A 20,061-nucleotide genomic window follows, 5' to 3' on the forward strand; every position below is an offset into this window, starting at 1 on the left:
AAACGGCCGTTTTGCCTATCTGTCGGGGCAGCGGGATTTGAACCCACGACCTCTTCGACCCGAACGAAGCGCGCTACCAAGCTGCGCCATGCCCCGAACAGTTGCGAATTATAGAGTAAGCGCAGCAGTTTGCAAGTATGCAAGTGGCAAGGGACGCAAGAACAACTTGTCAGGCAAATTGATTAACTCACGCAAAGACGCTAAGGATAAAACTTAGCGTCTTCGCGTGAAATATAATGACGACTCGTTCGTAGACCCAGTGGCAAGTGTGCAAGTTATCTTTGCAGGCAAACGACTTGCACACTTTTCCCTGTTCCCCTTTTGCAACTCCCCTGTGCTACACTCTCATTCCAATAATTTTTACAAACAGGAGCTGAACAGTTTATGCGATTTCAAGATAAGGTTTGTGTCGTGACGGGTGGCGCAGCGGGGATTGGTCGGGCAACGGCCGTAAAATTTGCCGCCGAGGGAGCCACCGTCGCCTTTTGCGATCTTAACGAAGCAGAGGGGCAAGCGTTGGCCGCTGAATTGGGTGAGAAAGTGCACTTTACGGCCGTCAACGTCGCCGATCGGCAGGCGGTGCAAAGCTGGTTGGAAGAGGTGGTGGCAAGGGACGGCCGTATCGACATTCTCATCAACAACGCAGGCATCACCCGCGACGCCCAGTTAGTGAAGGTAAAAGATGGCGAACTGGTAAAGCAGATGGGCGAGGATGCCTTTGATCTGGTCATCAACGTCAACCTCAAGGGCGTGTTCAACTGCACCCAGGCCGCTGCGCCGTTTATGATTAAGCAGGGCGGCGGGGTGATTCTCAACGCCTCCTCCGTGGTGGGCTTGGATGGCAATTTTGGGCAGACGAACTATGTGGCTACGAAAGCGGCCGTTGTGGGCATGACCAAAACGTGGGCGCGGGAACTGGGCCGGTACGGCATTCGCGTCAACGCCATCGCCCCCGGCTTTATTGCTACCGAAATGGTCGCCAAAATGCCAGAAAAAGTGTTGGCAGGGATGCGCAGCCACACGCCAGTCGGCCGTCTTGGCCAGCCAGAAGACATCGCCAACGCCTACGCCTTCCTCGCCTCCGACGAAGCCAGCTTTATCTCCGGCACTGTCCTGCGCGTAGATGGCGGGATTGTGATTGGAACATAATGGAGATTAGAGATTGGAGACTGGAGATTAATCTCCAATTTTCAGTTTCCAATCTCCCAAAAAATTATGAAAAGATACGCTCAAATTCTATCCACCGGCCGCTACGTGCCGGAGAAAGTGTTGACCAACGCCTATTTTGATGAACTTTTCCCTGAACGGGACATTGATGCCTGGCTAGTAAAAAACGTGGGCATCAAAGAGCGGCACATCATGGCTGAGGATGAAACCACCAGCGATTTGTGCCTACACGCCAGCCGCGAAGCGTTAGAACGTGCCAATCTGGCTCCTGAGGATGTTGATCTCATCATTGTGGCCACGGATACCCCCGACTATTTTAGCCCAGCCACGGCCACCGTTTTGCAGCACAAAATTGGGGCAGTGAACGCGGGCACCTTTGATGTAAATTGCGCCTGTGCGGGCTGGGTGACGGCTTTGGAAACGGCCGTTCGCTTCGTCACCACCGACGACGAGACCAACAACGTGCTGGTCGTTGGCGCCTACGGCATGAGCCGCTTCGTGGATTACACCGACCACAAAACCTGCACCCTCTTTGCTGATGGCGCAGGGGCCGTGCTGGTTGGCGTAAGCGATAAACCCGGCTTTTTGGCAGGCAAGCGGCTGGCGCGTGGCAGCTTCTACGACGCGCTGGGCATCTACACGGGCGGCGTGGCCTGCCCTGTGACCCCTGCCGACGAAAACGGCGGCATCCCGCGTGTGCAGTTTGTCAAGCGCTTCCCCGCCACCTTCAACTCGGACAACTGGCCGCCGCTCATCAAAGGCACGGTGGAAAAAGCGGGGCTGACGCTGGACGAGATTGACCATTACTACTTTACTCAGCTCAACCTGAACACCATCAAGCAAATCATGGAAATCCTGGAGCAGCCGCTGGAAAAAACGCACTGGATTATGGACAAGTGGGGCTACACGGGCTCCGCCTGCATCCCGATGGCGTTAGATGATGCTATTGAGCAGGGACGCGGCCCGAAACCGGGCGACAAGGTGCTGTTCATCGCCAGTGGTGGCGGCATTTCGATGGCCTGTAATGTGTGGGAATGGACTGTTTAACGGTAATCAGTATTCGGTAAGCTAGTAATCAGTTTTCAAACATTTTCAACTGATTACTGAATACTGACCACTGAGCGAGGAGCTATGTACATCGGCGATTACCTGGGACGACGGGCGATTTATTCGCCAGATAAACTGGCGGTGGTGGACGCGGGTGCGGAGGAATATGCGGGCAAGCAGCCGGAGCTGCGCCTGACGTATGCCCAAATGAATGCGCGGGCCAATCGGCTGGCAAACTGGCTGCAATCTGAGGCAGGGATTGGCCAGGGCGACCGCGTGGCAATTTTGGCGCGGGATGGCGTGGCGCATCTGGACACTTTTTTTGCCTGCGGCAAGCTGGGGGCTATCCACACCGCGCTGAACTGGCGGCTGCATTGGCGCGAGCTGGCCGAAATTATGGCCAATACCACGCCCAAGCTGCTCATTTACTCAGATGAATTCAGCGAAGTAGTTAAGAATTTACAAAACGATGCCCAGGCAGCCTCGCTGACCCATTTTGTGCATGTGGAAGGCGAGGGTGTGTCCGGCAGCGTTTTGTTTGCCGAGGCGATGGTGTCTGGAGCAGAAACAAGCGTCACGACTCCAACCCTCACGGAAGAAGACATTGCCGCTCTCATCTTCACGGGCGGCACGACGGGGCTGCCCAAAGCGGCACAGGTTTCGCACCGCATGATTGCCTGGAACACGCTCAACACCGTCATCCACGATTTGCACCACGACGATGTGTACCTGAACGTTTTCCCGCTGTTTCACACGGGCGGACTGTTTGTGTACACGCTGCCGCAGATTATTTTGGGCGGCACTGTTATTCTGGTGCGCCAGTTTGATCCGGCGCAGGTGCTGGATTTGATTGCCCGTGAGCAGGTGACGGTTTTTGCAGGCGTGCCGACGATGTATCAGTTACTTACCCAGGCGACGAATTGGGAAACGGCCGTTCTCACCTCCCTCCGTTTTTGCACCAGCGGCGGCGCACCGCTGCCCGTACCGCTGGTAGAAAAATACACCCGCGAAAAGCAAATCAACTTCAAGCAAGGTTTTGGCATGACCGAATTTGGTCCCGGCATTTTCGCCCTGGCCGCCGAAGATGCCATTCGCAAAGCGGGCAGCATTGGCCGCCCCAACTTTTACGTGGATGCCCGCATTGTGGACGACAACAACCAGCCGCTCGGCCCCAACCAGATTGGTGAGCTGGTGCTCAAAGGCCCCAGTGCCTCTTCTGGCTACTTCAACAATCCAGAAGCCACCGCTGAGGCAATTGACGACGAGGGCTGGTTCCACACAGGCGATCTAGCCATTTACGATGAGGAGTGGTATTTCACCATCAAAGATCGCAAAAAGGATATGTACATCTCTGGCGGGGAAAACGCCTATCCGGCGGAGATTGAGAAAGTGCTGTACGCCCACCCCGATGTGCAGCTGTGTGCCGTGGTGGGCTTGCCAGACCCGAAGTGGGGGGAGGTGGGTCTGGCTTGCGTCGTACTCAAGCCGAAATCAACCACTGCTGCTGATGAGCTAATGCGGCAGATGCGGGACAATTTAGCGCCTTATAAAGTGCCGAAGCGCATCGAGGTTTTGTCAGAGTTGCCCATCTCCGGGGCGGGGAAAATCCTCAAGCGAGAGCTACAAGCGCGGTTCTCACAGCATGATTGATTGCAAAGTTGGCTATGGGGTGGCAACGGCCGTTTCCGGTTGAAATGCCAAAACGGTCATGGTGCCGTAGATAAAGGCCGCGATGCCCAAAACAATCGCAAAGCCAGCCAGGACGCGCTTGTACTTAGCGACTTGCTCAACGTCGGTCAGCACCACATACGCCCCCGCCAGGGCGTGCATCAGGACAAAAAACAAAAAAGCAATATCAATGCCCTTCCACAGTGGCTGCGCCATCCGGTCAATAATCCGGCTAAAGTCAATATGAAACGGTGGATAATGCACCACAATCATGTGAATTGTTAAAAAGACGATGAGGGCCACCGCACTAATTCGCTGCATCAAATAAACGCGCATTTCTTACTCCATTCTCAGTAAGTTGGTTATTGGTAAATCATGTTACGCGGTCCAAGACTACAAAAGTCTTATTTTCTCCAGGGAGCGTCTCATTTGCAGCCAAGACTTTTGTAGTCTTCCCACTAATTACTATCCTATCGTCCCTATCCTTCAAACATAAAAATAATCAGCGACACTGCGCCGGCGATAGTCACAATCACGAAGGTCACGAACATGGCATAGAACATGCTTTTACGGTACTCGGTGATGTGAAAATAGTCCACAATGAGGATGCGAATGCCGTCGAAGCCGTGATAGACAACGGCCGCTAACAGCAGCACTTCCATCAGCTTGAAAAACGGTGTTTGCACGGTTGCCAATCGGGCATCAAACACCTCTGGCCCCTGGTTGATGGAGCCAATGACCCACATGTGTAGAAATAGGTAAATCACTAGTGCCACGCCAGAGATGCGGCGGAACAAAAAGCTGATGAATCCGGTGGTTTTGTACATGCTTTTACTCCCAAAAACTTACTAACATCAACCTCCGGGAGGTTTGGTTTACGGCCTTACAAATTAGCGAAACCTCCCGGAGGATCGTTCAAAATCGGTTGCGCCAATTTTTGCTGCCTCTGCTGCCGTGTTTCTTCAAATTTGGCTCGCTTTTGCACCAGACCCCGCAGCGTTTCGATGGCCTTGGTGGGGTCTAATCCTTTGGGGCAGGCGTCTATGCAGTTGAAGATGGTGTGGCAGCGGAATACGCCATCTCCCTGGTCCAGATCGGCCAGCCGTTCGGCCGGAGTGCTGTCGCGGGGGTCCATCACGCGCAAAAACGATTTGAGTAAGGCGTGTGGACCAATATATTTTTTGTTGAAGGCGACGACGGTGCAGGCTGAGTAGCAGGCACCGCACATGATACATTTTTCGGCATCGTTAAGGGCGGCCACTTCCTCTGGCGAGACGCGAAACTCTGTTTCGGGTACGTTGCCAGAGGAATCGGACGGCGGAATGAGCCACGGCTTGACGCGTAAATATTGCTGCCAGAAGGAGGTGCGGTCTACGACCAAATCTTTGATGATGGGTAGGTAGGGCAACGGCCGTATCGTCACCTGACCCTTGCGATCTAAATGATTACGCAGCGGTTCGTGGCAGACCAGCACGTTGTGGCCGTTGATGTTCATGGCGCAGCTACCACAAATGGCGTGGCGGCAGGAACGCCGGTAGGTGACGCTACCATCTTGCTCTGCCTTGATACTTTCCAGCGCATCCAAAATTGTGGTATCTGGCGTCATCTGGACCGGGAAATCGGCCAGATAAGGCTTCTTGTCCACGTCTGGGTTAAACCGCTGCACGCGGACGGTGACTGTTTTTGAGGTTCCGTTAGCTGTTGTCATCTTTCTTTCCTAATACTTCCGTTCCTGTGGTGGGAAGCGATCCCAGAAAATGGTTACTGGTTTGTAGCTGAGGGCGGGACGGCCGTTTTCATCTTTGTGGGCCAGGGTGTGCTTCAGCCAATCATCGTCGTTTCGCTTGGGGAAGTCGGTGCGGCTGTGTGCGCCCCGGCTTTCTGTCCGTTCCAAGCCACCTTTGATGATCACCTCGCTGAAGGTCAGCAGATGTTCCGTTTCAATTGCCGCCAGCAAATCATTGTTAAACCGCTTGCTCTTGTCCATCACCCGCGCGTTGCGGAACCGTTTTTGCAGTTCGCTAACCTTTGCCGCAGCGCGTTCCATCCGCTCCTCACTGCGGAAAACACCCATATCTTTGGTCATCGTCTCTTTTAGTTCGTTGGCAATCAGTGCTACCGATTCCCGATTGCCGTTCACCGAACTGTCATCCAGGTAATGGGACAAGCGCGTCTGGTTGCTGGCGATGGGATTGTTGGAAACGTCGTGCAGTTTTGCGCCACCCAGCACGAAATCGGCAATGGTCTGCCCAGTGCGGCGGCCAAAGAGGGATGCTTCTAGCAGACTGTTCGTGCCTAACCGATTAGCCCCGTGAACGCTGACGCAAGCACATTCCCCGGCGGCAAAAAAGCCAACCAGCGGCGTGCCGTCTGCATCGGCAATGACCTGGCCAGCGGCGTTGGTGGGGATGCCGCCCATACTGTAATGAGCGGTGGGCTGGATGGGTGCTGGCCCTTCGATGATGTCTACGCCGGCAAAGTTCAGGGCCAGTTCGCGCACCTGCGGCAGGCGGGACATGATCTTCTCGGCACCAAGATGGGTCATATCCAGATGAATGCCTTGCCCATCGGCACCCACGCCGCGTCCGGCCTCAATTTCGGTTTGCTCAGAGCGGCTCACTAGGTCGCGCGGCGCCAGCTCCATCTGGCCGGGGGCGTAATTTTCCATGAAGCGGTCGCCTTCTCGGTTGCGTAAGTAGCCGCCTTCACCTCGGCACGCTTCGCTCATGAGGATGCCTTTGCCGTACAGTCCGGTGGGATGGAACTGGACAAATTCCATGTCCATCAGCGGCACGCCTGCGTTGTAGGCAATAGCCACGCCGTCGCCGGTGTTGGCAGTGGCGTTGGAGGTGATTTTCCAGGCACGGCCGTAGCCACCCGTACCAAACATCACCGCTTTGGCGCGCATCACATGAACTTCCCCTTTGATGATGTCCAGGGCCACTACGCCTCGGCAAACGTTGTCTTCAATGATCAGGTCGAGGCAGTACCATTCGGGATAAAATTGGACGCCGTGGCGCAACGCTTGTTCATGAATGGTGTGCAGCAGGACATGGCCGGTGTAGTCGGCTGAGTAGTTGGCGCGGGGAGAACTATGGCCGCCGAACCGTCGTTGGGCGATACGGCCGTCTTTCAACCGGCTAAAGACGCAGCCCATATGCTCATATTCGTAAATGATCTCCGGTGCTTCTTTCACCATAATTTCAATGGCGTCCTGGTCGCCCAGCCAATCTGACCCTTTCACCGTGTCGAACATATGCAGTTCCCAACTGTCCGGTGCTTCTGCTCCGGTGGGAACTGGCTCCAGCGGGCCGCGCGGCCCCGTGTCGGCCACTGGGCGCACGTTGCTTAAGGCGGCGGCAATGCCACCTTGCGCCGCGCCGCTGTGTGATCGCAGCGGGTGGATTTTGGACAAAACGCCAATATCTTTGACGCCCATTTTGCCCGCCGTCATGGCGGCCCAGGTGCCTGCCAACCCAGCACCGACAATAATCACATCATGGGTAATTGCTTCTGCCATGCGATTTCTATCCTCTTAAACTTTTTAGAAAAACAGTGATGGTTTGCTGCCTTAGCTGGATAAAAGGGAGGGTTTTGTTGTGCGCTAAGGGACAGCTAACTATAAATTCAGTCCCTATGTTCAGCTTTTAGGGGAAGATCGAACAGTGTCAGAGGTCACGTATTGGCACTGACGATCTGCGGCCTATGGGGAAACTGTATGCAGTTGCAACGATATGCGGGTTATGATGGGTTGTTTTCGGCAATTTCGGTCAGTTCTAGCCAGCGGAATTCGGCTGTTTCTAAATCCGCTTTGGCTTGCTCCAGTTCGTCCACCAAAGTTTGCAGTCGTTCATAATCGGAACCGATGTCGTTGATTTGGGCGGAGAGAGCGGCGATCTTTTCGGTGAGGGTTTCGATGATGGCTTCGGCCGTTTCCAGTTCGCGCTGTTCTTTCCAGGTGAGCTTGCGGGGGCGGGGAGAAGTCGCTGGTTTGTTAGTGGCTGGTTTGTTGGTTGGTTTGGGGGCGGGGGTAGTTTCTGCTTCGCGTAGGTGCTGGTAGGTTTCGTAGGGGGCGGGGTAGCGCGTGCCTAAAATACCGTCCTCAAAGCTCATCAAAAAGTCTACGTTGCGATCTAAAAAGTAGCGGTCGTGGCTGACGACCACCAGCGTACCGGCAAATTGGTCTAGAAATTGCTCCAGGACGGTGAGCGTTTGCACGTCCAAATCGTTGGTGGGTTCGTCTAAAAAGAGGACGTTGGGCTGGCGCACCAGCGTTCGCAGCAGGTAGAGCCGCCGCCGTTCGCCGCCGCTGAGGCTGCCAATTTTGGCTCGCTGCTCTGGCCGGGTGAACAGGAACCATTCCAGCATTTGGGCTGCTTCAATCCGCTCTCCATCTTTTGTTTTGATGAGCGGTGCGAGGTCGCTGATGAAATCGAGCAGGGTTTTATCGTCCTGCAAATCTTCACTTTGCTGGTCGTAGTAGCCCAGCTCGACCGTTTCGCCCCAGCGCACCTCCCCGCTGTCTGAGGCTGTTTTGCCCGCCAAAATGTCTAGCAGGGTGCTTTTGCCTGTGCCATTTGGCCCGATGATGCCGATCCGGTCGCCAGGGTCTAGCTGCAAATTCAGATTCTGGAACAGGGTGAGACGGCCGTAACGCTTACTCAGATTACTTGCTTCCAGCACCCGCTTGCCCAACCGTCGACTGGCCAACGCCAAGGCCACCCGCTGGTCGCCTTTGTCATATTTGATGGTTTGTAGCTCGGCAATGCGCTGCTTGCGGGCTTTTTGCTTGGTGGTGCGGGATTGTGCGCCCCGTTGCAGCCAAGCCAGCTCCTGCCGTAGCAGGGCCTGGCGTTTGCTTTCGGCCGTTTTTAGCTGTTCTTCACGGGTGGCGCGTTGTTGCAGATAACGGCCGTAATTCCCCGAATAGCTCACCAGTTCCCGCCGATCCAGCTCCACAATTTTGTTGACGATGCGGTCTAAAAAGTAGCGGTCATGCGTCACCATGAGCAAGGCAGCGGGCATGTTGAGCAGAAATTGCTCCAGCCAGCTAATCGTTTCGGCGTCAATGTGGTTGGTTGGCTCGTCCAGGATGAGCAAGTCGCCGGGGGCGATGAGGCCACGCGCCAGTGCCACCCGCTTTTGCTGCCCGCCGCTGAGAGTGCCAATTTTGGCCTGGAAGCGGGTAATCCCCAGCCGCGTTAAAATTGCCTTCGCTTCTGCTTCGGCCTGCCAGCTTTGGGTTCTGTCCATTTCCTGAGTAATTTGGGCAAATTGGGTTTGCAAATCTGCGTTGGTTGGGTCGTTTTGCAGCAATTCGCTGACAAATTCATATTGGCGCAGCAGCCGCAGTTGGGGGGCGTCGCCTTGGAAGATGTAGTCGAGAACGGCCGTTTCCAACGGCAAAGCTGGCTCCTGTGGCAAATATTGAATGCGCACGCCGCCCCACACCGTGGTTTGCCCTTCCGCTGGGTTTTCCAGGCCAGCAATGAGCCGCAGCAGGGTCGTTTTACCCGAACCGTTGCGCCCAATCAGGCCAATGCGGTCGCCTGCGTTGATGAGCAGGTTCACGGAATCGAACAGAATGCGGTCACTGTAATGGTGGGTTACGTTATCGAGGCGAACGAGGTTCATGGGTTACTACAAATTTGTAAGGATTTATCCACAGATTAACGCAGATTAGAAGCAAAAATCTGCGTTAATCGGCGAAATCTGCGGATTGTTTTATCAAGTTAGGCGTTGCTACGGTTGCGGGCGACATCTAGCCCTTTGCGGGCGAGTTTAACAGCAAGTCCGCCGCCGGGCACGAGCAAATCAATGGTGTCGGCGCCCACGTCGAACAAAAATTCAGGATCGAGCAGCTTGCCCATATATTGCTGGAACGTTTTGCCGTCGGTGCGCAGCTCGCTGGTGACGGCATCGTACTCGACGATGGCTTCTTTTTGCTTACTGTGCCAGCGGTATTGGAAGGCGTAAACAGGATGGTAGTACAAATCCACGTTGGCAATTTCTACGGCATCTTCCAGGATGGTGTCTGCCTGGATGCTTTTTAGCACCTCTAGCAGCACGTCGCGGACGATGGCGGAGGCGCGTGCTTGGGCAGGCACAACAATGACGCCTTTTTTGCCTAGCTCTTCTAAATGTTCGGGTGGCACTTCGTTGGCGGGGTGGTTGAGGTATTGGCTGAGGGTGTCATCTGGCTGGTTAGTGTAGCCGTTGATGTAGCGGATGCGTTCTGGCTCTTCACGGCAATGTTCGGTAAAGGTAAGGTGGATACGGCCGTTCTGCACCCCATATTCCTGCCCATCCAGCGTCACCGAATGGACTTCATCGCCAGAAAGGGTGATGGGATAATCGCGCCGTCGCTCGTACACGTAGCGTGCCCGACAAACAACATGCCAAAACGGTTCGTAGCGGTGTTCTTTGTAGATGAGTTCAAAATCGCTATCTTTGGGACGCTGCAAAAAGCTGGCAACTCTATCTAACCGTCCAAATGCCTCCACCTTCTTTTCCCAGGCGCGGCCTTCTGCTTGTTCTAAACTTAGCTGCTCTTTGAGTAAAAAAGCACGTTCGTCTGCTAATGTAATGTCCATTGTTTATGGCTCCGAAAAATTCTTATCACGAATCCCACGAATCAACGAATATGACGAATTATTTTTTGAGATATTCATGTTATTTGTTTATTTGTGTCATTCGTGATTTGCTCAGAAAAATTAAGTGAATTTCTCTCTTGCTTAAATTTCGCTGTGCTCCACATCGAAGACGTGGGAATGCAGGTTGGCGATCCATTGTTTGCCCTCCTGCGTTTTGCGGAGGTAGTGGAGGGCGTCTTGGATATGCGGCCGTACCACATTCCAATAAAATTTGGTGAAGTTTTGGCGCATGTGGCCGGGGCTAGTGTAGCCGATGCGTACATTTTCGCCCGTTTCTTCAAATTCGTAGAAGAGTGCCGGAATTTTGCGCAAATAATCCGGATCGCCTAGCTGGCCAATAAAATCTGCCGCGCGGACCAGCGCGGCGAAGGTTTTGGTTTCTTTATAAAATGGATCGTCGCTGGGGACGGGGAAGCGGGTCATTTCGATGTAGCTGGCAATGGTTTTGGCGTCTACCTGGCTGACGAGCGCGTTACCAAATCGCTCCATGACAAACAGTTTACTGCGGTTAACGTGGTAAGGCGTGAGGGCGGCGTCCGTGCCGCCGAAGGGAAGTTCTACAGTTTCGCCGTTGATGCCGGTGGCGTAACGGCCGTTTTCATCTAATAGACAAACGCCTTTGACATAGCCAATGTCGTGGCAGAGGAGAGCCATCATAAAGTGCAGCCAGTCGCTGGGGGTGATGCCGCCTTCGCACAAATGCTTGCCTTTAAGGATGGATTGCCCAACGAGCGTCACCATGATGGTGTGATCAACATTGTGGTAAAGCGCGTCTGAATTGGCGATGTTTTCCAGTGCTAGCCGCCCTGTCCATTCCAGAATGTTGGCATTTTGAGGTTCCATCAGGCTGTAGGTTTGCTGGTAGGCATCCTTCAGGGCCTTCACAAAATGTTCGATCATTAGGCTCTGCAAATTAAGTATCATGACAATTCCATATGTTGAATTTGGGTCGCAAGGTTTTATTAAGATACAACCCAACAGGGGGAATGTCTAGCAAAAGGGGCAAATTCTGAGTGAAAAACCGGACTATCGAGACAGTTCAGCGGCGCGAATGACGAGGTTTGCGAAGGTGACACGGACCGAGCCAGCTTCTGAGCCACTGGCTGCAAAGCCAACATGACCTGAGGAGAAACGGCCATCTTCCCCCTCTGCAACCAGTTGATTGTTGACATAAAATGCCAAGTACCCTCCTGCACAAATGGCGCGTAAGCTGTTGGTGCGCTCGCCCTGGCGTACGGCATTGTGGGGTGCCCAATCCACAATTGGGGAGGATAGCCCACGCTCGACGCGGCGAATCGAAACCAAGCCATCTCCGCTAATGAGGAAGTGATACCCATTACGACTATCTGCATTGCTGGCGCGGCAGACCAGGCCGTACGCGTTATTTTGCTCAGAGGATTGCTGGCGCACGGCCGTTTCCAGCACCACATCTGCATACTCGGCCTCGCCAAACCCCCACACGTAAGCTGCCGAGTTGGAGCTGAGTTCATAGCCGTCGTTGGTGAACTGCACGGCCGTCCCGCTTTCCATGTCTAATTTCTCTGGCCAACTGCTAACCTCACGGAAATCTGTCTCCAGCAGCAGCTCCTGCTCGGCCACATCTTCTGACGGGGCCGCAGCACAGCTTACGAATGATGGAAGCATTAACAGAATGACAAGCAGAATAAAGTTTGAGGACAATTTTTGCATGTGCAATTTGTGTAAGGGCGTTTCGCGAAACGCCCTTACGTAAGTTGGTTAATGATGGAACAGGCGCAGACCGGTGAAGATGACCGTCATGTTGTACGCGTCGGCGGCGGCAATTACATCCTCGTCGCGCACCGAACCGCCCGGTTCCACCACATATTTAACCCCACTCTGATGCAAGCGGTCAATATTGTCGCGGAAGGGGAAGAACGCATCAGAACTGGCAGACACATTTTGTAGCTGATTCAGCCAGTCGCGCCGTTCGGCATCCGTGAGCGGAGCAGGTGCTTTCTCGAACAATGCTTCCCAGGATGGCCGTTCCACTTCACCAACCTCATCCAAAACGTACAAATCGATGGCATTGTTCCGCACGGCGCGAGGCGTGCCATTCTTAAACTGGAAGCCAAGAACGCGCGGATGCTGACGTAACCACCAGTTATCGGCCTTGTCCCCAGCCAGGCGGGTGCAGTGAATGCGGGACTGTTGCCCCGCGCCCAGGCCAATGACTTGGCCGTTTAGCGCATAGCACACCGTGTTCGATTGGGCATATTTGGTCGCGATGGTGGCCACGATAAGGTCCCGCTGGGCACTTTCGGGCAGCTCCTGGCTGGCCGAAACGACGTTTAGCAGCAGTGAGGCGTTAATCTCGGCATCGTTGCGCCGCTGGGAAAAGGTAATGCCAAAGAGTTCGCGCCGCTCTAGCAGCGGTGGTTGGTAGCTGGGGTCAATTTGGATGATGGGGTAACGGCCGTTTTTCTTCTTCTGCAAAATCTCCAACGCGTCTGGATCGTAATCGGGGGCAATCACACCGTCAGACACTTCGCGGGCGATGAGACGCGCCGTCACCGCGTCTACCGGGTTGCTCAACGCCACCCAATCGCCAAAAGAAGACATGCGATCCGCCCCGCGAGCGCGGGCGTAGGCGGTGGCTAATGGTGTCAGCTCATCCAGCAAATCATCCACAAAGCAAGCGCGTGCTTCTTGCATGGTTAGCGGTACGGCTACAGCTGCTCCCGCCGGGCTGACATGCTTAAACGAGGCAGCAGCGGGCAAATCGAGGGCCGCTTTCAGTTCCTGCACCAGTGGCCAGCCGTTCAGTGCGTCCAGCAAATTGATAGCCCCAGGTGAGCCGTTGAGGACTTTTAGCGGCAGTTCCCCCTGCATGGTGTAAATTTGGGCAGGTGCCTGGTGCGGATTAATGCCGTAGCGCAAGGTGAGCTGGCTGTGGCTGTGGGGGAACTGTTGGCGTAAGAAATTAGAGATGGCGTCGTCGTAAACGGCCGTATGCTGAAACGCTTTCAAGGCCAACGTTTGCCGGGTGGTGAGTGCCGTGTCTCCCTGGCCGCGCAGTTCGGCCAACACCTTTTCATAATCAGTTGGCTCGCACAAAACAGTAACGCGCAGATGGTTTTTGGCCGCCGCCCGCAGCAGCGTGACGCCGCCAATGTCAATCTGCTCCACCGCTTCGGGCAGCGTCACCCCCTCCTTAGCAACGGTTTCCTGAAACGGATACAAATTGCACACCACCAGATCGATATTTTGGTACCCTTGCGCCTTCATATCAGCCTGGTCGCTGTCGATGTTGCGGGCCAGGATGCCGCCATGAACCGCTGGATGGAGCGTCTTGACCCGCCCCCCCAGCATTTCTGGGGCCTGCGTCAGGTCGGCCACGTCTTGCACAGACAGCCCAGATTCGCGGACGGCGCGAGCCGTTCCTCCGCTGGCAATGAGGGCATAGCCTAGCTCGTGCAGCGCTTGGGCCAACTCGACCAGCCCGGTTTTATTTGAAACAGAAAGCAATGCTTGCTTTTGGTTTGCCATCTAAAATTAGCTCCTCTGAAGACAATTTAACGCAAAGGCGCAGAGAAAAATCTGTCCAATCTGCGAAATCCGCGTGATCTGTGGATTGTTTTACAAATGAATGACCTGCTCGCGGCCGGGGCCAACGGAAACGGCCGTTACCGGCACCCCCGTCTCATTGGCAATAAACTGAATATAATCCTGAGCAGCTTGTGGCAAATCTGCCAGTTCACGAATGTCCATCACATCTTCTTGCCAGCCAGCAAGCGTTTTATACACAGGTTGGCAGCGGCTCAGCGAGGGGATGTCGCTGGGGTAAAAGTCAATCGTTTCCCCATCTAATTTGTACGCATTGCAGACGCGAATTTCGTCAATGCCACTTAAAATGTCTAGCTTGGTGATGACCAACTCCGTGAGGCCGTTGATGCGGGCGGCGTGGCGCAGCATCACCAAATCTAGCCAACCCACCCGGCGCGGACGCCCCGTGGTGGTGCCGTACTCATCCCACGGCTTGTCACCTGTACCCCGCAGCCGGTGTGCCATCTCGCCATCCAATTCTGAGGGGAAGGGGCCACCGCCAACGCGACTGGTGAACGCTTTGGCGATGCCGATGACGCGCCCCACCATGCGTGGGCCAACGCCTAAGCCCACCAAAACACCGCCCGATGTCGGCGCAGAGCTGGTGACAAACGGATAGGTGCCGTGATCCAAATCTAAAAATGTGCCTTGCGCGCCTTCTGCCAGGACGGAACGGCCGTTTTTCAATGCCTTATCCAAATAAACCGACCCATACACCAGGTAGTCCCGCAACCGTTGGGCAAATTGAGCATATTCGGCAGCTACCGCATCCGCATCCAGCGGTTCTGCACCATAGATTTTTGTCAGGACTTCATTTTTCTCGGCGATGTGTGCCTGAATCTGGTCGGCCAGCTCCTCTGGGTTGGCAAACAGTTCCGCCCGTAGGCCAACGCGGCTAGTTTTGTCTGTGTAAGCTGGGCCAATGCCGCGCAGCGTCGTGCCGATTGCACTGTCGCCGCGCCGCGCCTCTTTGGCTTTGTCCAGAGCAATGTGTGCTGGGGTAATGAGGTGGGTATTGCGGCTGATTTTGAGCCGCTTCGGGCCAACATCAATGCCTCGGTCGGTGAGCATTGCCATCTCGCGCAGCAAAACCGCTGGATTTAGCACCACGCCATTGCCGATGAGGCAGGTGGTGTTGGGGTGAATGATGCCTGAGGGGATGAGGTGCAGCTTGAAAATATCGCCTTGCACAGTGACAGTATGTCCGGCGTTATCGCCACCGCTGTAGCGAGCCACAATATCGGTTTGGGCGGCCAGCATGTCAGTGACCCGTCCCTTGCCTTCGTCGCCCCATTGAGCACCAATAATCATGTCTAGTGGCATTGTATCCTCCTGAAGTTTGCCAAAATAAATATACCCGACCAGCCGGGAGTTTGATTTCCCTGCGGTCGGGCACTTTTTAGTTGAGATTAATTTTTTGAATAGCCATGAATCTACCGCAGTTAGCTTGGTTTGCGGACGGTAATTTCTGGCAATAGGACGAACTGCTTGTTGAATTTTTGGGCAGTTACTCTATTGCGAACCAATTATAGCAGAAAAGTTACCCTTTCGATTAGGCAACTTGACCTAATTCTTGCCCAGCATATTTGTAGCCGCAGATTCTTTCTGCGCCTCGACTTGTGACATGGCTTTGCGCTGCTTGCTTTGCAGGCAAACGGGCGTTACACCCAAACAGTTGCCGTTTACCATACAATCCATTCAGGCCGGAAAGTAGCACGGCCTGAGGCCGCTAGCTTTTGGGCACTTTTCCAAACACTGAAAAACCCTGCGCACTTGTCGGGCTAGATTGCGTTCATAAACGGCCGTTTCAACAATTAACAGGCAACAGATAACAAGTAACGTTTTCTGCTCTTTTATGCGTGTTCTGGCAGGTTCATGTATCATGAGGCAACATACATTTAGAAAGGAGGTCAGTAATGGATGATTATTATTCGACGGTTTGGGTTCACGGGACATCAGTGCATGTTGAGTATGAAGATCGCATTGAGAATTTTAAACTGAAGGGATGGGGGGCACATTTTTGGGGAGAGGGTTGGTCTGATAATTGGTTCCATTTTTCAATTCCTAACATTCGCTTCCCATTGGATAACGATGATTCCACCCAACGGCCGAAAAAAGTGTTGTTGAAAAATATTTATGTTTTTTACGAAAAACCGTTGGATTTCACGATGATTACGGCCGTTCATATATATGATGGCCGGAAAAAAGTGAAATCGTTAGATGGTCTCCCTCTTTTGGAAAGTGGTGGCAACCATAGCCAATCTATTGACGAGTACAATAGCTGGGAAATTGATCCAGCGATTGAGATTAAGCATGGTCTTGGCATTTCGGTTGGTGTTAAGTTTGTTGTCCCGCCTGAGGCGAGTGGCCCGGCGGATATTTTGTTTACAACGGCAGGTGCGCGATTCGTCGTGGTCTAGTGACGATTTGTTGCCCTGCTGTGGTGCGGTCTCTGACAAGCACCAAACCTCACCTGCTGCGACTTCAGGCTACGCTGCTTATGTCGCCTTAACTCACGATTTTAGCAAAAGTTTGAAGGGAAACGACCGTTTCCCTTCAAAACAAGCACCGTTCCCCCACATTCCACACAGGCAAAGAAAGTGGCACGGCGAGACGCCGACCACAGCGCAGCGGTAGAGTTTCTCTTGATTCTGACCTAAACTCATGTCCACTTTTTTCAATTCACTTCAAGGAATCAATGGGAACCAACACAGTCAAGCTGTTCGGGTTGATTCCTCATGAAAAACAAACGGTCTTCTCTGGGTTCTTAAACGATACAGGGTTATAGTTGGCGAAGACCAAATCAAACGCATCGAAATGCACGAAGGCATGGCAAAATGGAACACATTCCAGATTCTGCAGAGACAATAACAGCTGCTTGGCTGACCGAAGCGTTGCGTTCGACTGGGACTATTCAAGCGGCTGCCGTCTCTCAAATACGCTTAGAACCGATCGGTGATGTTGAGGGGTTCATGGGTGAGATTACCCGCATTTTTCTATTCTATGATCTGCCGGAAAAGAAGGCTCCCCGAACACTGATTGCCAAATTCCCCACCAACAATCTTAAACTGCGAGCCGCCTTGGCTGTAAACCGCTTGTACGAAAGAGAAGTTCGTTTCTATCAAGATGTGGCAGGTCAAATCAAGATGCGTATTCCCCGCTGCTATTTCAGCACGATCGATGAATTGGGGCAAAATCCGCTCCTCTTGTTAGAGGACATGGCTCCAGCCGAGGTTGGGGATCAAATTGCTGGATGCACTTCAGCTGAGGCTCAATTAGCACTCGTAGATATCGCCAAACTACATGCCGCGTTTTGGAATAGTCCAAAGCTGAAGAAGTTCGATTGGGCCCGCGTTATATCGAGTCCAGATCGCATGGACCAGAAAGCCTATCAGCAATATAAGTGGCCTAGATTCTTTGAGAAACTAGGCCCATTCTTATCAGAGGTGATTCTCGATGTCACGCGAGAATATGGTGAGTTGATGCCTGAAATCGCCGAGCGAATGGGGAATCGGCCGCAGACAATGATCCACGGTGATTTTTGCCTAGACAATCTCTTCTTCAATCAGTCTGGCGATGGCGTTCCGTTTGCGACAATCGACTGGCAAACGATGAAACTGGGTTCGGGCACCTGCGACGTAGCCTATTTTTTAAGTGACAATCTTAGAATTGAACTGAGACGAGTGGAAGAACTAAACCTTCTGCACCAGTATCATCGCACGCTATTGGAACAGGGTGTACCAGACTATTCGTTTGAACAATGTTTGGCCGATTATCGCCTATCGTTTTTCTTCCGGATTCATATTTTGGTAGAAGGTGGATTTCTGTTTGATTTTTCAGATAGGAGACAGGCAGAATTGATGGAGGTAAGACTTCGGCGACTGTCGGTGATTTTAGAGGATCAGGATATTCGAGGTTTATTAGCGTCCATCAGGAAGAATTAATAATGGACGTTGACGAGGGTGCCGATGGTGGCGAAGTTGTAAATCCAAGCGGCGTCGTTGGTTTCCATGTTGACACAGCCGTGGCTCATGGGGGTGCCAAAGTTATTGTGCCAAAAGGTTCCGTGCAGAGCGTAATCTTGGTAGAAGTACATGACGTAGGGAACGTTTTCCAAATAATAGTCGTAACCGAGAAGACGGCCGTCCATGGTTTGGCTTTCGTACTCTAGCCAGATGCGGAACTGACCAGTGACAGTAGGATGTTCCCAAGTGCCGCTGGAAATGAGGGTCGAGAAAACGACATTGTCCCCTTCGTAAGCGCGTAGGGTTTGGGTGGACAAGTTGACATCAATCCACCGTTCGTTGGGGCCGACGCCGAACGGCCGTACGGCGTCCTGGTAATTTGGATTCACAAAGGTGGGAATGACGGTGGGGGTTGGTGTAGGTGTAGGGGATGGGGTAGGGGTGACCGTCCAGGTGGGGCGAGGCTGGTCACTACCGGTACTGGCAATTTGCTTGGCAGGCACGTAGGGTTGTGGCGTTTGCGTAGCGGTGGCTTTGGCAGGGGCCGCTTCAACTTCCGAACTGGCCAATTCGATATCATTGCTTGGGCTGAGGCTGCTAGTGAGAACGGCCGTATCCGCCATTGGTTCGGTGGCAGGTTGAAAATATTGCCAGGCGAAAACGCCGCCTGCGCCCAAAAGTAGCACTACTAAGGCAATTGCCAGCCAGCGGGCCAGCTGCGGCCAGCGACTTTTACGCTCTTGAGCCGGAATGGTTATTGTTTCTGGAGCCATTTGCTCAGTGTGTGACAATCGTTTTTCAGCCCAGCGGCGCGCTTTTTGCACGGTAGCGTTGTTCGGTGCCAACATATCGGCCCGATTCACATATTCCAGGCTTGCTTGGGGCGTGGGCGCAACGCTCGCCAGCCAAAGCCAGCCCCGGTAATCTTGCGGGTCTTGGCGGACGGCTTGTTGCAGCAGTCGCCGAGCTTGGGCCTGGTTTTTTTGCTGAACGGCCGTTTTTGCCTGTTTCAGCAGCAAATCAATGTGATCTAACTGTTTTGCGTTGCTCATGGTGTATTGTCCAGAAAACATTGAATGCCGCTCAAAATACCGGCTGCTGGAATATCTGCATTGTTGGTCAGCAGCTCACGATCCAGGTACATGAAGCCCGTCTCTATGATGATCGCCGGAACGCCATCAGGCAATGTGCGGAAGGCGTGGTAATCGGTCATGTGCAGCGTGATCGTATTCGCATGGTAAGAAAGCTGGGTAGCCTGCTGATACGCACTTTCCATGCAGTTTTGCAACAAGGTTGAATCTGTGCGGCTGGAGGCGGCAACTTTATACCCGGTGGCCAGATCGTTGAAGTAGTTGCAGGAGTCGGCGTGGATGGAGATAACGGCCGTTCCACCATAATTGCCCAATCGCGGATCAAACTCGTCCAAAATGTCGGCGTGGATGCCTTGCGCCAACAATGCCCCAGCTACCTTTTCAGCAATGTTGAGATTCACATCTGCTTCTGTCAGGCCATCGTCGCACACGGCACCGCTATCGCTCCCTTTGTGCCCAGAAATCAGGCCAATACGAATGGGGCCAGGACTTTGCGTGAGCCGTTGCAAAACTGGTTTGGCTGGCACCGGTTTGTAAAATGGTGCAGAAAGGGAACTGCTGCTGCTGTTGGCAATCATCTCAGCTGTGGCTTCTGGCGGGCTGAAAAACCAGTAAGTTAGCCCCATGCCCACAAAGGCAACCAGTAAAAAAACAACGATGGGCAGGTTGCGCCCAAGCAGGCGAACCCAATCGAACGATTCATTTTCCCAGCCGTTATCCCGAAAATCTGATTGCATATGGTTTTCTCGCGGCGAAACCGGACTAGATTAGCCACAGAGTTCACAGAGAGGTTTGAGGCTGTGATTCCTTTTCTCAGATTTCTCTTTTTCTCTGAGGTGGTTTCTAAGTTGCTGATCTTATGTCTATATTTTACACGAAACGACGCAGGATGAAAATGAGAGAATC

At 53.4% G+C, this 20,061-nt stretch carries 17 protein-coding genes and 1 tRNA gene; 5 read left to right on the forward strand and 13 right to left on the reverse strand.

Features of this window, described 5'->3' with window-relative positions; all coding sequences use genetic code 11:
- Positions 1-22: 22 nt before the first annotated feature.
- Positions 23-96 (reverse strand) — tRNA-Pro (locus tag ACOQPU_RS03235).
- 288 nt (positions 97-384) lie between these two features.
- On the opposite strand from ACOQPU_RS03235, the gene ACOQPU_RS03240 reads away from it, so the two are divergent.
- The 3 genes from ACOQPU_RS03240 (at position 385) to ACOQPU_RS03250 (ending at position 3,864) form a co-directional block, all read left to right on the forward strand.
- Entirely contained in the window at positions 385-1,149 is a 765-nt protein-coding gene (locus tag ACOQPU_RS03240; RefSeq protein ID WP_420643693.1) for a beta-ketoacyl-ACP reductase, read from the forward strand.
- A 66-nt stretch (positions 1,150-1,215) separates the two neighbouring features.
- A complete protein-coding gene (locus tag ACOQPU_RS03245; RefSeq protein ID WP_420643694.1) occupies positions 1,216-2,214 on the forward strand; it encodes a 3-oxoacyl-ACP synthase III family protein in 999 nt (332 codons plus the stop codon).
- 84 nt (positions 2,215-2,298) lie between these two features.
- On the forward strand, positions 2,299-3,864 hold the full coding sequence (locus ACOQPU_RS03250) for an acyl-CoA synthetase (RefSeq protein WP_420643695.1): 1,566 nt from the start codon (positions 2,299-2,301) through the stop codon (positions 3,862-3,864).
- Positions 3,865-3,876: 12 nt separating this feature from the next.
- Here ACOQPU_RS03250 and ACOQPU_RS03255 read toward each other — a convergent pair whose 3' ends face one another.
- From ACOQPU_RS03255 to ACOQPU_RS03300, 10 genes are all read right to left on the reverse strand, one after another.
- Positions 3,877-4,218: a hypothetical protein gene (locus ACOQPU_RS03255; protein ID WP_420643696.1), complete on the reverse strand. Its 342-nt coding sequence runs from the start codon at positions 4,216-4,218 to the stop codon at positions 3,877-3,879.
- Between the two features lie 143 nt (positions 4,219-4,361).
- Positions 4,362-4,709 (reverse strand): succinate dehydrogenase, cytochrome b556 subunit, encoded by a 348-nt coding sequence (gene sdhC / locus ACOQPU_RS03260; protein WP_420643697.1) that lies wholly within the window; start codon positions 4,707-4,709, stop codon positions 4,362-4,364.
- A 56-nt stretch (positions 4,710-4,765) separates the two neighbouring features.
- Positions 4,766-5,590 (reverse strand): succinate dehydrogenase/fumarate reductase iron-sulfur subunit, encoded by an 825-nt coding sequence (locus tag ACOQPU_RS03265; protein WP_420643698.1) that lies wholly within the window; start codon positions 5,588-5,590, stop codon positions 4,766-4,768.
- 9 nt (positions 5,591-5,599) lie between these two features.
- Positions 5,600-7,402 carry an FAD-binding protein gene (locus ACOQPU_RS03270; protein WP_420643699.1) on the reverse strand — a complete coding sequence of 601 codons (1,803 nt, stop codon included), beginning with the start codon at positions 7,400-7,402 and terminating at the stop codon, positions 5,600-5,602.
- Between the two features lie 221 nt (positions 7,403-7,623).
- The gene (locus ACOQPU_RS03275; RefSeq protein ID WP_420643700.1) at positions 7,624-9,516 is read right to left on the reverse strand and encodes an ABC-F family ATP-binding cassette domain-containing protein; all 1,893 of its coding nucleotides are present in this window, start codon (positions 9,514-9,516) and stop codon (positions 7,624-7,626) included.
- 98 nt (positions 9,517-9,614) lie between these two features.
- Positions 9,615-10,475, reverse strand: a complete 861-nt coding sequence (locus ACOQPU_RS03280; protein WP_420643701.1) for a hypothetical protein — start codon at positions 10,473-10,475, stop codon at positions 9,615-9,617.
- Positions 10,476-10,616: 141 nt separating this feature from the next.
- The gene (locus ACOQPU_RS03285) at positions 10,617-11,459 is read right to left on the reverse strand and encodes an Npun_R2479 family HD domain-containing metalloprotein (RefSeq protein ID WP_420643702.1); all 843 of its coding nucleotides are present in this window, start codon (positions 11,457-11,459) and stop codon (positions 10,617-10,619) included.
- A gap of 102 nt (positions 11,460-11,561) precedes the next feature.
- Entirely contained in the window at positions 11,562-12,179 is a 618-nt protein-coding gene (locus tag ACOQPU_RS03290) for a hypothetical protein (RefSeq protein ID WP_420643703.1), read from the reverse strand.
- A gap of 93 nt (positions 12,180-12,272) precedes the next feature.
- On the reverse strand, positions 12,273-14,042 hold the full coding sequence (gene purH / locus ACOQPU_RS03295; RefSeq protein WP_420643704.1) for a bifunctional phosphoribosylaminoimidazolecarboxamide formyltransferase/IMP cyclohydrolase: 1,770 nt from the start codon (positions 14,040-14,042) through the stop codon (positions 12,273-12,275).
- 90 nt (positions 14,043-14,132) lie between these two features.
- On the reverse strand, positions 14,133-15,422 hold the full coding sequence (locus ACOQPU_RS03300) for an adenylosuccinate synthase (protein ID WP_420643705.1): 1,290 nt from the start codon (positions 15,420-15,422) through the stop codon (positions 14,133-14,135).
- A gap of 593 nt (positions 15,423-16,015) precedes the next feature.
- On the opposite strand from ACOQPU_RS03300, the gene ACOQPU_RS03305 reads away from it, so the two are divergent.
- The gene (locus tag ACOQPU_RS03305) at positions 16,016-16,519 is read left to right on the forward strand and encodes a hypothetical protein (RefSeq protein WP_420643706.1); all 504 of its coding nucleotides are present in this window, start codon (positions 16,016-16,018) and stop codon (positions 16,517-16,519) included.
- Positions 16,520-16,936: 417 nt separating this feature from the next.
- Positions 16,937-18,043: a phosphotransferase gene (locus tag ACOQPU_RS03310; RefSeq protein ID WP_420643707.1), complete on the forward strand. Its 1,107-nt coding sequence runs from the start codon at positions 16,937-16,939 to the stop codon at positions 18,041-18,043.
- Here the strand turns inward: ACOQPU_RS03310 and ACOQPU_RS03315 are convergent.
- Together ACOQPU_RS03315 and ACOQPU_RS03320 are read right to left on the reverse strand one after the other, a co-directional pair.
- Entirely contained in the window at positions 18,040-19,116 is a 1,077-nt protein-coding gene (locus tag ACOQPU_RS03315) for a L,D-transpeptidase family protein (RefSeq protein WP_420643708.1), read from the reverse strand. The genes ACOQPU_RS03310 and ACOQPU_RS03315 overlap by 4 nt on opposite strands.
- Positions 19,113-19,892: an N-acetylmuramoyl-L-alanine amidase family protein gene (locus ACOQPU_RS03320; protein WP_420643709.1), complete on the reverse strand. Its 780-nt coding sequence runs from the start codon at positions 19,890-19,892 to the stop codon at positions 19,113-19,115. The genes ACOQPU_RS03315 and ACOQPU_RS03320 overlap by 4 nt, the downstream gene beginning before the upstream one ends.
- Positions 19,893-20,061: the final 169 nt, after the last annotated feature.

It is taken from the genome of Candidatus Leptofilum sp., from assembly GCF_965223285.1.
Classification (GTDB): domain Bacteria; phylum Chloroflexota; class Anaerolineae; order Promineifilales; family Promineifilaceae; genus Leptofilum.